General features: G+C 69.9%; 16 protein-coding genes. 13 read left to right on the top strand and 3 right to left on the bottom strand.

Features of this window, described 5'->3' with window-relative positions; all coding sequences use genetic code 11:
- Window positions 1-187, top strand: a 187-nt coding sequence (locus JNL41_RS18405) for an aminotransferase class I/II-fold pyridoxal phosphate-dependent enzyme (protein ID WP_293477477.1), incomplete at its 5' end; no start/stop codon positions are given.
- A 248-nt stretch (window positions 188-435) separates the two neighbouring features.
- On the opposite strand, the gene JNL41_RS18400 is transcribed toward JNL41_RS18405, so the two are convergent.
- A complete protein-coding gene (locus tag JNL41_RS18400) occupies window positions 436-870 on the bottom strand; it encodes a MucR family transcriptional regulator (protein WP_293477476.1) in 435 nt (144 codons plus the stop codon).
- Between the two features lie 200 nt (window positions 871-1,070).
- On the opposite strand from JNL41_RS18400, the gene glyA reads away from it, so the two are divergent.
- The 8 genes from glyA to JNL41_RS18360 are packed head-to-tail and all read left to right on the top strand — an operon-like array spanning window position 1,071 to window position 7,322.
- Entirely contained in the window at window positions 1,071-2,360 is a 1,290-nt protein-coding gene (gene glyA / locus JNL41_RS18395) for a serine hydroxymethyltransferase (protein WP_293477480.1), read from the top strand.
- A 31-nt stretch (window positions 2,361-2,391) separates the two neighbouring features.
- Entirely contained in the window at window positions 2,392-2,865 is a 474-nt protein-coding gene (gene nrdR / locus JNL41_RS18390; protein ID WP_293477475.1) for a transcriptional regulator NrdR, read from the top strand.
- A 6-nt stretch (window positions 2,866-2,871) separates the two neighbouring features.
- The gene (locus tag JNL41_RS18385; RefSeq protein ID WP_293477474.1) at window positions 2,872-3,516 is read left to right on the top strand and encodes a RibD family protein; all 645 of its coding nucleotides are present in this window, start codon (window positions 2,872-2,874) and stop codon (window positions 3,514-3,516) included.
- Complete coding sequence (locus JNL41_RS18380; protein WP_293477473.1) at window positions 3,517-4,107, top strand: riboflavin synthase; 591 nt, start codon at window positions 3,517-3,519, stop codon at window positions 4,105-4,107.
- Between the two features lie 32 nt (window positions 4,108-4,139).
- On the top strand, window positions 4,140-4,604 hold the full coding sequence (ribH, locus tag JNL41_RS18375) for a 6,7-dimethyl-8-ribityllumazine synthase (RefSeq protein WP_293477472.1): 465 nt from the start codon (window positions 4,140-4,142) through the stop codon (window positions 4,602-4,604).
- Complete coding sequence (nusB, locus tag JNL41_RS18370) at window positions 4,601-5,068, top strand: transcription antitermination factor NusB (protein WP_293477471.1); 468 nt, start codon at window positions 4,601-4,603, stop codon at window positions 5,066-5,068. Before ribH ends, nusB begins: the two co-directional genes overlap by 4 nt.
- Window positions 5,049-6,011: a thiamine-phosphate kinase gene (thiL, locus tag JNL41_RS18365; protein WP_293477469.1), complete on the top strand. Its 963-nt coding sequence runs from the start codon at window positions 5,049-5,051 to the stop codon at window positions 6,009-6,011. Before nusB ends, thiL begins: the two co-directional genes overlap by 20 nt.
- Window positions 6,012-6,047: 36 nt before the next feature.
- On the top strand, window positions 6,048-7,322 hold the full coding sequence (locus JNL41_RS18360) for a sulfatase-like hydrolase/transferase (protein ID WP_293477467.1): 1,275 nt from the start codon (window positions 6,048-6,050) through the stop codon (window positions 7,320-7,322).
- 4 nt (window positions 7,323-7,326) lie between these two features.
- Here JNL41_RS18360 and JNL41_RS18355 read toward each other — a convergent pair whose 3' ends face one another.
- Window positions 7,327-8,268, bottom strand: coding sequence for a retroviral-like aspartic protease family protein (locus JNL41_RS18355; protein ID WP_293477465.1), 942 nt, complete (start codon window positions 8,266-8,268; stop codon window positions 7,327-7,329).
- Window positions 8,269-8,393: 125 nt separating this feature from the next.
- Between JNL41_RS18355 and JNL41_RS18350 the strand changes: the two genes are divergently transcribed.
- Complete coding sequence (locus JNL41_RS18350; protein ID WP_293477463.1) at window positions 8,394-8,843, top strand: hypothetical protein; 450 nt, start codon at window positions 8,394-8,396, stop codon at window positions 8,841-8,843.
- A gap of 190 nt (window positions 8,844-9,033) precedes the next feature.
- Window positions 9,034-11,178 (top strand): sodium-translocating pyrophosphatase, encoded by a 2,145-nt coding sequence (locus tag JNL41_RS18345; RefSeq protein ID WP_293477461.1) that lies wholly within the window; start codon window positions 9,034-9,036, stop codon window positions 11,176-11,178.
- Between the two features lie 87 nt (window positions 11,179-11,265).
- On the opposite strand, the gene bamE is transcribed toward JNL41_RS18345, so the two are convergent.
- Window positions 11,266-11,760 (bottom strand): outer membrane protein assembly factor BamE, encoded by a 495-nt coding sequence (gene bamE, locus JNL41_RS18340; protein WP_293477459.1) that lies wholly within the window; start codon window positions 11,758-11,760, stop codon window positions 11,266-11,268.
- Between the two features lie 111 nt (window positions 11,761-11,871).
- Between bamE and JNL41_RS18335 the strand changes: the two genes are divergently transcribed.
- Window positions 11,872-12,399 carry a ubiquinol-cytochrome C chaperone family protein gene (locus JNL41_RS18335; protein WP_293477457.1) on the top strand — a complete coding sequence of 176 codons (528 nt, stop codon included), beginning with the start codon at window positions 11,872-11,874 and terminating at the stop codon, window positions 12,397-12,399.
- Window positions 12,396-12,911 (top strand): DUF177 domain-containing protein, encoded by a 516-nt coding sequence (locus JNL41_RS18330; protein ID WP_293477455.1) that lies wholly within the window; start codon window positions 12,396-12,398, stop codon window positions 12,909-12,911. Before JNL41_RS18335 ends, JNL41_RS18330 begins: the two co-directional genes overlap by 4 nt.
- Window positions 12,912-12,972: the final 61 nt, after the last annotated feature.

Genomic DNA, 12,972 nt, shown 5'->3' with positions numbered 1-12,972 from the left:
GCTGCTGGAAGACCACGGCATCTACGTCCAGCCGATCAACTACCCCACCGTCCCCCGCGGCACGGAACGCCTGCGCTTCACCCCGTCCCCCGCCCACGACGACCGCATGATGGACGAACTCGTCGAGGTGCTCGAAAAACTCTGGACCCACTGCAACATCAAGCGCGTGGGCGGCGTCGCCGCCTGAGATCCCGCGCGATTGCGTGAAGAGGCCCCGGAGCGCGCCGCCGCTCCGGGGCCTTTTTCGCTCATGGGATTGACGCAGGCTGCGACAAGTTGGTCGTGCGACGTCCTGGCGTGGCGCCCCGCAATCAAAGCGTGCTCAACTCCCAGTCGGGACCGGAAACGTCTACAACCCGACACGGAACCTGTCCCCGGACGCCCCTGTTGACCCAGGGGCGTCCTTCGGGCCGGTCTGCACCCGCACGGCCGCGCCTACGTCCTGCGCCTCACGCCCCGTCCCAGGCCGATCTTCTTGGCGAAGTCCGAGCGTCGGGCGGCATAGGCCGGCGCGACCATCGGGTAGTCCGGCGCAAGGCCCCAGCGGCGACGGTAGTCGTCGGGGCTCATGTTGTAGCGCGAGCGCAGGTAGCGCTTGAGCATCTTGAGCCGTTTGCCGTCCTCGAGGCAGACGATGTAGTCGTGCTGGACCGAGCGCCCGATCGGCACCGCCGGCCTGGGGCGCTCTTCCGGCGGCGCGGCCGCCGGCGCGCCGGTGAGCGCCATCATCGCCTGGTGTACGGTCCGGATGACGTCCGGCACCGCATCTGCGGAGACCTGATTGCGGCTGACGTAGGCGGCGACGATGCCGGCCCCCAGGCGCAGTATCTCGCCCCCCGAAGCTCCATCGGAATCCGGTCCTGCGCTCATCACCGCCCCTCTGACACACCGGCCCGAGCCCTCGGCGCGTTCGCCGCGCCCGGCCTTTGCCGGTCAACGCCCGGAGATTGCGAGCGGTTCCCCGGAAATACTGCGGGTGTGCGGTTGGAGCGGGGGGCGTTCGGAGGTAAAGGAGGCGCCTCTCGCCGACCCGGGAGTCGGCGCTTCAGCGAAAGGCCTTGCCCTTGAACCTGCATGTGCAATCGAAGCCCTCGACCGAAGACTTCTTCCGCGCCGGCGTGGACAGCGCCGATCCGGACCTCGCGAAGATCCTGTCGGGTGAGCTGCGGCGCCAGCAGGACCAGATCGAGCTCATCGCCTCGGAGAACATCGTCTCCAGGGCCGTGCTCGACGCCCAGGGCTCCGTGCTCACCAACAAGTACGCCGAAGGCTACCCCGGCAAGCGCTACTACGGCGGCTGCGAAGTGGTCGACGAGGCCGAGCTGCTTGCGATCGACCGCGCCAAGCAGTTGTTCGGGTGCGAATACGCCAACGTGCAGCCCCATTCGGGCAGCCAGGCGAACCAGGCCGTCTTCATGGCGACGATGACGCCGGGCGACACCTTCATGGGCATGAACCTGGACCACGGCGGCCACCTGACGCACGGCAAGAGCGTCAACCAGTCCGGCAAGTGGTTCCACCCCGTCGCCTACGGCGTCCGCGCCCAGGACCACCTGATCGACTACGACGAGGCGGCCGCCGTCGCCCGCGAACACCGGCCGAAGGTCATCATCGCCGGCGGCTCGGCCTATTCCCGCCACATCGACTTCCGGAAGTTCCGCGAGATCGCCGACGAGGTGGGTGCGATCCTGATGAGCGACGTGGCCCACTATGCGGGGCTGGTCGTGGCCGGGGAGTACCCGAATCCGTTCCCCCACAGCCACGTGGTCACGACGACCACGCACAAGACGCTGCGCGGTCCGCGCGGCGGCATGATCCTGACCAACGACAAGAAGCTGGCCGCCAGGATCAACTCGGCGGTGTTCCCCGGCCTGCAGGGCGGCCCGCTGATGCATGTGATCGCCGCCAAGGCCGTGGCGTTCGGCGAGGCGCTGAAGCCCGAGTTCAAGACCTATGCGAAGCAGGTGATCGAGAACGCGCGGGCGCTGGCCGATAGCCTGCAGAGCGTCGGCTTCAAGATCGTCTCCAACGGCACCGACAGCCACCTCATGCTGGTCGACCTGACGCCGAAGAGCGTGTCGGGCGCCCAGGCCGAGGTCGCGCTGGAGCGCGCGGGCATCACCACGAACAAGAACTCGATCCCCGGCGACCCGTTGCCGCCGATGCAGACGTCCGGCCTGCGGGTCGGCTCGCCCGCCGGCACGACCCGCGGCTTCGGCCCGGAGGAGTTCCGCCAGGTGGGCCGCTGGATCGGCGAGGTTCTCGACGCGGTGGCGACCGGCGAAGACCCGACGTCGGTGGAACAGAAGGTCCGCGCCGAGGTGGTGGCGATGACGAGGCGCTTCCCTATCTACAAGTGATAGCGTTAAGTGGCTGAAGGAGGGGCTAAATATGCGCTGCCCATTCTGTGGCCACGACGAGACCCAGGTGAAGGACAGCCGCCCGTCGGAAGACGGGGCGGCCATTCGCCGCCGGCGGCTGTGCCCCTCGTGCGAGGGCCGCTTCACGACGTTCGAGCGCGTGCAGTTGCGCGAACTCACGATCATGAAGCGCTCGGGCCGGCGGACGCCCTTCGACCGCGACAAGCTCGCGCGCTCGATCTCGATCGCCATTCGCAAGCGGCCCCTGGAGCCCGAGCGCGTGGAGCGGATGATCTCGACCATCGTTCGCCAGCTCGAGAGCATGGGCGAGACCGAGTTGCCGTCGTCGACGATCGGCGAGCTGGTGATGAAGCACCTGAAGCAACTCGATGACGTGGCCTACGTCCGCTACGCCTCGGTCTACCGCGACTTCCGCGAGACCAGCGATTTCGCCCAGTTCCTCAGCGAAGAGGGGCTCAGCGAGGCCCTGGCCGATCCGCGGTAGGCGGCCATGAGCGTCACCCTGAAGCTCGCCACGTCCCTGGACGGGCGGATCGCGACAGCGTCGGGCGAGAGCCGCTGGATCACCGGCGCGCAGGCGCGCGAACAGGTTCACCGTCTGCGCGCGGCGCATGACGCGGTCGTCATCGGCATCGAGACCGCGCTGGCCGACGATCCCTCGCTCACGGTCCGGCTGCCGGGCTACAGCGGCCGCCAGCCGGCGAGGGTGGTGCTGGACAGCCGCCAGCGGCTGTCGCCGGACTGCGTGCTGGCCAGGACGGCGCGAGAGGTCCCGACCTATCTCGTCGCCACGGGCGAGCCGAGCGCCGCCCTGGTGGACGCTGGCGTGCGCGTCATCGACGTCTCCGCCCCCGGCGAGGATCGGCCAGATCTTAAATCCGTCGTGCAAGTGCTTGCCGACGAAGGCCTTTCCGACCTGTTCGTCGAAGGCGGCGGGCAGGTGGCGGGCAGCTTTCTGCGGTGCGGGCTCGTGGACTGCATCGAGTGGTTCCGCGCCCCGATCGTGATCGGCGGGGAGGGGCGGCCGGGCGTCGGCGCGCTCGCGGTTGCGGCGCTCGCGGAGGCGCCCCATTTCCGGCGGGTGGAGGTGGGCCAGCTCGGCGACGACCTCTGGGAACGCTATTCGAGGGGCTGAATGTTCACCGGCATCGTCACCGACGTCGGACGCGTGCGCAGCGTCCGTGACACCAACCGCGACCGGCGCTTCGAAGTCGAGACGGCGTTCGACCTCTCCACCGTCGACATCGGCGCCTCGATCAGCCACGCCGGCTGCTGCCTCACCGTGGTCGAGAAGGGCGAGGGCTGGTTCGCCGTCGAGGTGTCCGGCGAGACCCTGGGCCTGACGACGCTGTCCGACTGGCACGAAGGCCGGCCGGTGAACCTGGAGCGCGCTGCCCGCGTCGGCGACGAACTGGGCGGCCACATCGTCTCTGGCCACGTCGACGGCGTGGGCGAGGTGCTCTCCATCGACAGCGAGGGCGGATCGCACCGGGTGCGGATCCGCGCGCCCCGGCCGCTGCACCGCTTCATCGCGCCGAAGGGCTCGATCACCGTCGAAGGCGTGTCGCTGACCGTCAACGAGGTCGAGGACGACGTCTTCGGCGTCAACCTGATCCCGCACACGTGGGACGTGACCACGCTGGGGACGCTCGCGGCCGGCTCGCGGGTGAACCTCGAGATCGACATGCTGGCGCGCTATCTCGCCCGCTGGCGCGAAACGGCCTAAGAGCAGCTTCAACCTGTTCCCAAGGACTATCGATGAGCGACGAGCCGATCCGCCTCCTGATCGTGGAGGCGCGCTTCTACGACGACCTGGCCGATGCGCTGCTGGAAGGCGCGACGCAGGCGCTGAGCGCGTTCGGCGCGGAGTACGACGTCGTGACGGTGCCCGGCGCGCTGGAGATCCCGGGCGCCATCGCCCAGGCCGAGGAGGCCGGGCACAGGCCGATGGGGATCCGCTACGACGGCTACGTGGCGCTGGGCTGCGTGATCCGCGGCGAGACCTACCATTTCGAGATCGTCTCGAACGAGAGCGCCCGCGGGATCATGGACCTGACCACCGGCAAGCGCCTGTGCATCGGCAACGGCGTCCTGACCACCGAGGACGACGACCAGGCCTGGGCGCGCGCCCGCGTCAGCGAGGGCGACAAGGGCGGCGGCGCGGCGCGCGCGGCGCTGACCATGATCGCGCTGAAGCAGCAGTTCGTCGGCGGCAAGCGATGAGCAGTGCGCATGCGTCGCGCTCGGTCGCGCGGCTGGCCGCCGTCCAGGCGCTCTACCAGATGGAGGTCTCGTCCATCGGCGTGGAGCATGTGATCCGCGAGTTCACCGATCATCGCTTCGACCGCGACATCGAGGTGGGCGACAACGAGAGCGTGCCGCTGGCCGCCGCCGACGAGGCCTTCTTCGCCGAGCTTGTGCGCGGCGTGGTGGCCGAACAGGGCCGCGTCGACGCCGCGATCGCCAGGCGGCTGGCCGAAAACTGGCGGCTGGAGCGGCTGGACGCCACGGTCCGCGCCATCCTGCGGGCCGGCGCCTACGAACTGGCGCACCGGGCCGACGTGCCGACCGAGGTGGCCATCGACGAGTACGTCGAGATCGCCAAGAGCTTCTTCGAAGGGGTCGAACCCGGGTTCGTGAACGGCGCTCTGGACGCGGTGGCGCGCGATGTCCGGCCCCGGACCTGACCGTCTGGACGAGTTCGGCGAGATCGAACGCCTCTTCCGCCCGCTGACCCGCGGCGCGGCGGGCGCCTTCGACCTGAAGGACGATGCGGCGGTGCTGCCCAGCCGCAAGGGCCACGACATCGTGGTCACCAAGGACGCCATCGTCGAAGGGGTTCACTTCCCGGTGGGCGAGGCGCCGGACCTCGTTGCGCGAAAGCTGGTGCGGGTGAACCTCTCGGACCTGGCGGCCAAGGCGGCGGAGCCCTTCGCGGCCTTCCTGTTCGTGGCCTGGCCGAACGGCCTGGGCGCCCGCGAGCGCGAGCGGTTCGCCATGGGCCTCTCGGCCGATCTCGAGGCCTACGGCGTCAGTCTGATGGGCGGCGACACGGTCTCGACGCCGGGCCCGTTCACGGCAAGCCTCACGGCGATGGGGTGGGTCCCGGAACGCCGGATGGTGCGCCGCTCAGGCGCGCGGCCGGGCGACCGGCTGCTGGTCTCGGGCACGATCGGCGACGGGACCCTGGGGCTCGCCGCCGTCCGCGGCGAGATCTCCGACACCGAGGGCGAACTCGTCTACCGCTATCGCCTGCCGGAGCCGCGGCTCGACCTGCGCGACCAGCTCCGCCGGATCGCCACGGCCGCAGCGGACGTCTCGGACGGCCTGATCGCCGACGCCCGCCATGTCGCCGAGGCGAGCGAGGTGCGCATCTGCATCGACCTCGACAAGCTGCCGCTCAGCCGTGGCGCGGCCACCTGGCTGGAGCAGCAGGCCGACATCGCGGCCGCGCTGCTGCGCCTGGGCTCGGGCGGCGACGACTACGAGGTGGTCTGCACCGCGCCCCCGGGCGTGCGCAAGCCGGCCGGCTTCACGGTCATCGGCGAGGTGGTGGAAGGCGACGGCGTCGAGGTGCGCGCCGCCGGCACGGTGATCGACCCCGGCCCCGGCGGCTGGCGCCACACGTAGGCTTGGCGAAGCGCCGCCGCCCGCTAGGGTGGGGGGATGCGCAAGCCCAACTTCATCGTGATCCTCGCCGACGACCTCGGGTACGGCGACGTCGGCTGCAACGGTTCGACCCATATCCGCACGCCCAACATCGACCGTCTCGCGGCGGAGGGCGCCCGCTTCACCGACTTCTACGCGTCGGCCAACGTCTGCACGCCGAGCCGCGCCGGCCTGCTGACTGGCCGCTACGCCATCCGCTCGGGCCTGGCGCACGAGGTGCTGCAACCCGACGACACCAAGGGCCTGCCGCTGGCGGAGGTGACGATCCCCCGGGCCCTGAAGCCGGACTACGCCACCGCCCTGTTCGGCAAGTGGCACCTGGGCCACGTCGCGCCGCACTTCCCGCCGACCAATTACGGCTTCGACCGCTTCTATGGCGTGCCCTACAGCCACGACATGCGGCCGCTGCAGGTCTACGAGGCCGACGGCGACACGCTGACGCCCCATGACGGTCGCGTCGACATGGCGAAGCTGACGCAACAGTTCTTCGAGCAGGCGATGGCCTTCGCCGAGGCCAGCCGCGACCGGCCGTTCTTCATCCTGCTGGCGCTGATGGCGCCGCATATCCCGCTGGTCCCGAACCCCGACGACCCGACCGACTCGGCAGGCGGCGCCTACGGCGACGTGGTCGAGGAAATCGACCTCAACATCGGACGGCTGCTGGCGAAACTGAAGGCCCTGGGCCTCGACGACGACACCATGGTCGCCTTCACGTCGGACAACGGCCCGTGGTTCGAGGGCTCGTCGGGTCCGTTCCGCGACCGGAAGGGCGGCGGCGCCTGGGACGGCGCGTTCCGCGTGCCGTTCGTCGCGCGGCTGCCGAGCCGGATCCCGGCCGGGACCGTCGCGGGCGGGCTCTCGAGCAACCTGGACATCCTGCCGACGCTGCTGAGCCTGGCGGGGCTGCAGGCGCCTGCCGGATTGGAACTGGACGGGCTGGACGTCTCGGACCAGCTCACGGGCGGGGAGGGGCCGGCGCACGAGGAGATCCTGCTCTTCAACAACAACCACGTCGCGGGCCTGCGCACCGAGCGCTGGAAGCTGGTGGCGCGCTCGTACTACCGGACCTACGACGCGCCGCTCGACGCGCTGCCCCTGCTCTTCGACATGCAGGCCGACCCCGGCGAGACCTACAGCGTCGCGCGCCTCAATCCCGAGGCCCTGGCCGACATGCGCGAGCGCCTGGCGCGGGCGCGGGCCAGATACGAGCCGATGGCCGCTGCGTTCCCGCCGCACCAGGCCCCCGCGAGCGCCGCCGATCACCCCGACTAGTTCGCTAGGTGAAGTCGAACCGCACCTGCGACCTGCCGAAGTCGAGCGCCACCTGCTCGAACTGCTGAAGCAGGTCCATCCCGATGACCAGCGCCGGGCTGTCCTTCAGGTCCCAGATGTCGAACACGTGCATGTCGGCGTAGGTCACCTGCACGTTGCCGAGATGCAGGCCGCCCAGCCGCAGGAAGGGCAGGAACACGCTCTCGCCGGTGAACTGCTCGCCGGCCAGGGTCTCCATCTGCACCCACCGTGGGGCCTCGTCGCGGCCGGCGCGGCGCTCGCTGGCGCGCACGAGGTCGCGAAGCCTGCCGTTGCAGAGCGTGCCCTGCGCGCCGGAGTCGATGATGGCGCTGATCCGCCGGCCTGACAGGTCCGCGTCGACGATGGTGAGCTGGCCCTTGCGTCGCCGGGCCGGCACCACGACCACCTTGCCCGGCTTGCTCTCGTCCTGGCGCGACCTGGTGATCTCGAGCGTCTGGCCCTTGAAGTCGAGCACCAGCCGCTGGCCCTTCAGCCAGTCGACGCCCAGCACGCCGTCGACCTCGGGTCCCTTGATGGGCAGCGCCGGCGCGCGCACGTTCCGGCGGTTGCGCGGCCCGACCTGGAGGTGGTCCAGCGTCACGATCGGCCGCTGCCGCACGCCGACGACCGTATGGACGGGCGCCGATTCGCCGGACGTCAGCGACAGCCGCTGCATCAGGCGGTTCGAGACGCAACTGATGTTCGCGCCGGTATCGAGCAGGAAGTTGAACGGACCCTGGCCGTTGATGCTCACCGGGGCCAGCATGTGCTCGTTGCGGCTCTCCCGCGTGGCGAGTTCGGTGTCCGGCGCGTCTTCGTCGGGGAGCTCGAGCGGCGCGCGTTGCTGCGCCAGGGCCCGACCGGCGGGCAGGGCGACGCCGGCGGCGGCAAGTCCCAGGGCCGCGATGCGACGGGTCGGAGTCATCTCCGTCCTCCTCCCACAGGTTCTCGCAGGGAAGATATCACCGTTCCGCAAGCGTCGCCATTCGCCTGCGACCAGCGGCGGGCGACGGCTACGTTTCGGAAAGGGATTCCGCCGAAGCTCGCGCCATGTTGCGCCGTTTCGCTCTCGCCGCCGCCTTGATCGCGCTCGCCGCGTCGCCCGCCGTCGCGTCCGAAAAGGGCGGCGAGAAGAAGGAAGGCGGCAAGGACGGGAAGGGCGACGTGGGCCAGTACGTCGACCTGCAGCCCGTCGGCCTCCCCATCGTCTCGAACGGCCGGCTGGTGAACTACGTCTTCGTCTACGTGCGCATCAACCTCACGAGCGCCGCAAACGCTGCGCAGTTGCGCGAGAAGGAGCCCTTCTTCCGCGACGCCCTGGTCCGCGAGGGCCACCGCACGCCGTTCAACCATCCGAGCGACCTTTCGAAGGTCGACGTGCCGAAGCTGACCGCCGCCCTGACCCGCGACGCGAACGCGATCGCGGGGCCGGGGCGCATCCGGAACATCGTGGTGACCTCCCAGGCGCCCCGCCGCCGCATGACCGCGCCACGCGCCTGAGACCCCTTCCCCTGCGGCCCCGGTTGCGCGTCTCCCGCAAACTTGAGTAGTTTCCGCCGTCTTCCGAGGGTCGCGATCCACGCGCCCCTCGTGGTTGGGGAAACACTGGGACGGGACTTTTCGGGCGAGGCCGTCGGTGACGGGCGGCGATCCGGGTCCCCTCGCCGAGGCGCAAAGGGGTTCGCTACAAATGAGTTTGATGCTGACGCTGGCGATCGTCGCTGGGGTGGCCGCCGTGCTGTACGGCGTGCTCCAGACGATGTCGCTGTTGCGCTCCTCTCCGGGCAACGCCCGGATGCAGGAGATCGCCGCCGCTATCCAGGAGGGGGCGCAGGCCTACCTCCAGAAGCAGTATACCGCCATCGCGATCGTGGGTGTGGTCATCCTCATCGCCGGCTTCTTCCTCCTGGGCGCGCTGCCGGCCGTGGGCTTCGCCATCGGCGCGGTGCTGTCGGGCCTGGCGGGCTTCGCCGGCATGCTGATCTCGGTCCGCGCCAACGTCCGCACGGCGCAGGCCGCGTCGGAAGGCTTGGCCAAAGGCCTGTCGCTGGCGTTCCGCTCGGGCGCCATCACCGGCATGCTGGTGGCGGGCTTCGCCCTGCTGGGCGTCGCCGGCTACTACTACGTGCTGACCGGCGTGCTCGGCCTGGAGAACACCAGCCGCGAGGTCGTCGACAGCCTTGTGGCCCTGGGCTTCGGCGCCTCGCTGATCTCCATCTTCGCGCGTCTCGGCGGCGGCATCTTCACCAAGGGCGCCGACGTGGGCGGCGACATGGTGGGCAAGGTGGAAGCCGGCATCCCGGAAGATGACCCGCGCAATGCGGCCACCATCGCCGACAACGTGGGCGACAACGTCGGCGACTGCGCCGGCATGGCCGCCGACCTGTTCGAGACCTACGCGGTGACCACGGTCGCCACGATGGTCCTGGCGGCGATCTTCTTCCGCGGTTCGCCCGATACGGTGTCGGCCATGATGCTGCTGCCGCTCGGCATCTGCGGCGTCTGCATCTTCACCTCGATCCTCGGCACCTTCGGCGTCCGCCTGGGCAAGTCCAACAACATCATGGGCGCGCTCTACCAGGGCCTGATCGTCACCGGCGTGCTCTCGATCCCCGCCATCTGGTGGGTCGTGAACACCCTGGTCACCGCCGACGTCACCGTCGCGGCCGGCACGATCGCCGAGAAGACCTTCGGCGCGAACGAGCTGTTCTACTGCGGCCTCGTCGGCCTCGTGGTCACGGCGCTGATCGTGGTGATCACCGAGTACTACACCGGCACGGGCTTCCGGCCGGTGAAGTCGGTGGCCAAGGCCTCGGTCTCGGGCCACGGCACCAACGTGATCCAGGGCCTCGCCATGAGCCTGGAATCCACCGCGGCGCCGGCGCTGGTGATCATCGCCGGCATCATCGTCACCTACAGCCTGGCGGGCCTCTTCGGCATCGCCATCGCGGTGACCGCGATGCTCTCGCTGGCGGGCTTCATCGTCGCCCTCGACGCCTTCGGCCCGGTGACGGACAACGCCGGCGGCATCGCCGAAATGGCGGGCCTGCCCCCGGAAGTGCGCGTCACCACCGACGCGCTGGACGCCGTGGGCAACACCACCAAGGCCGTGACCAAGGGCTACGCCATCGGTTCGGCCGGCCTGGGCGCCTTGGTGCTCTTCGCCGCCTACACCGAGGACCTGAAGTTCTTCTCGGCCAACGCCGAGCCGGGCTCGTTCTTCGCGGACCTCGGCGCGGTCGCCTTCGACCTCTCCAACCCCTACGTGGTGGTCGGCCTGCTGTTCGGGGGGCTGCTGCCCTTCCTGTTCGGCGGCATGTCGATGACCGCCGTGGGCCGGGCCGCGGAATCGGTGGTGGAGGAAGTCCGCCGTCAGTTCCGTGAGAACCCCGGCATCATGACGGGCGAGGTGAAGCCGGAATACGGCAAGGCCGTCGGCATCCTGACGACGGCCGCCATCCGGGAGATGATCGTCCCGTCGCTGCTGCCGGTCGCCTCGCCGATCGTGCTGTTCTTCGTGATCAACGCCATCGCGGGCAAGGTGAACGGCTTCGCGGCCCTCGGCGCCATGCTGATGGGCGTGATCGTCACCGGCCTGTTCGTCGCCATCTCGATGACCTCGGGCGGCGGCGCGTGGGACAACGCCAAGAAGCTGATCGAAGAAGGTCACCATGGCGGCAAGGGCTCGGAGGCGCACAAGGCCGCCGTGACCGGCGACACCGTCGGCGACCCCTACAAGGACACGGCGGGCCCCGCCGTGAACCCGATGATCAAGATCACCAACATCGTGGCTCTGCTGCTGCTGGCGATCCTGGCGCACGGCGCGGTGGGCTGAGCCCCACCGCCATCGGCGGAACGAAAAGAGGCCCCGGAGAGCGATCTCCGGGGCCTTCTTCTTTCCCGCCCCTTCGGGGGAGGGAAGCTACCGTCGATCCCCTGGACGCGATCCGGGCACGCCCTCGTCGTCCTGCGGGAGCAGGCCGCCGCGGCCCACGCTGCCCAGGAGCTGCTCGAGGATCGTCATCTCGCGGCCGCGCGTCGGCGTCTCGCGGGCATTGTAGGCGATCACCTTGCCGTCCTTCAGCGTGTAGACGTTCACCGTCTCGACGAGTTCGCTGTCCTTGTTGAACGCGATGGCGGTCACGTTGCGGGCCGTGACCTTGGGCCGGCGGAAGGCCACGCGTTCCTTGATCTGGTTCACGTAGAACCAGACATTGGGATCGAACGTCGACTGCACCGACGGCGACCCCAGCTTGGCGCGCACCGTCGACTTCGTGTCCGTGCCGATCTTCACGTCCTTCGGATCGGAGTCGATCGCCTGGAAGCCCGAATAGCTGGTGATCGGCGAGCAGGCGCTCAGCCCGGCGGCCGCCAGGGTGACGGCGGCGAGGGCGGCGAGAACGGCGGGACGGGACATTCGGACTCGTTTCTGTGGCCGGTGCCGGCAAGAGGCTTTGACCTATCGCCGCCCGCCCCTTAGTTCAATGCCGCCTTTAGCCCCAGGTTCGGGGCGAAATCGAGGCCCGCGATGCTGAAGCGCCTGTTCAAGCCGAGACCCGCCGCGCAGGCGGGCCGCGCGCTCTACGCGCGCACGGTGGCGCAGGCCCGCAGTCCGGCCCTCTACGCGACGCTCGGCGCGCCGGACACGCCCGAAGGCCGGTTCGAAGTCTACAGCTTCCACGTCTACCTGGTGCTGGCGCGACTGAAGGGGGAGGGGCCGCAGGCGGCCGAGACGGCGCAGGCGCTCTTCGACACCTACGTCAGCGCGCTGGACAACTCGCTGCGCGAGATGGGCGTCGGCGATCTCTCCGTCGGCAAGCGGATGCGCAAGCTGGGCGAGGCGTTCTTCGGCCGCGTGACCTCGTTCGAGAAGGCGCTGGCGACGCTGCCCGACCGGACCGAGCTGGAGGCGTTGCTGGCGCGCACCGTCTACGCCGGCGCGGCAGACGCGCGCGTGGCGCCGCTCGCGGACTATGTGATCGCCCAGCGCGCCGTCCTCGCCGGCCAGCCGGTCGAGGGTTTCCTCGCGGGCGACATCGCGTGGGGCGCGCCTTGAGCTGGACGCGCCTGGTCAAGCTGCACGAACTGGCCCGCGGCCCCGTCCGCCTGACGCTGGCGCCCGACGACGCGGAGCGCGCGGAGCTCGCCAGGCGGCTCGGACTGCTGAGCCTGCCCAGCTTCACGGCCGAGGTGACGCTGAAGCCCTGGCTCGACGGCGTCGAGGTCACCGGCCGCTTCCGCGCCGTCGTCGAGCAGACCTGCGGAGTTTCGCTCGATCCGTTCGAGCAGCCGCTAGAAGGCGAGATCGACCTGCGCGCCGTGCCCGCCGGCAGTCCGCATGCCGTCGCGCCCGAGGCCAGCGACACCGAACTCGATCCCGATGCCCCCGACGCGCCCGACATCCTGGACGGCGACGCCATCGACGTGGCGGCCGTGGCCACGGAATACCTGGCGCTGGAGATCGACCCGTTCCCGAGGAAGCCCGGCGCGACGTTCGACTACAGGCCGCCGGAAGAGGAGACATCCCCCTTCGCGGTGCTGAAGAACCTCCGGGAACCGAAGGGTTAGTTCCCAGCCTGCCGCCGGACGGCTAAGGTCGCCCGAATCCGCGCCCGAGGGACGAAGCGCC

This window comes from Phenylobacterium sp. (genome assembly GCF_016793285.1).
Classification (GTDB): Bacteria; Pseudomonadota; Alphaproteobacteria; order Caulobacterales; family Caulobacteraceae; genus Phenylobacterium.
This window is presented reverse-complemented; position numbering and strand designations above follow the sequence as displayed.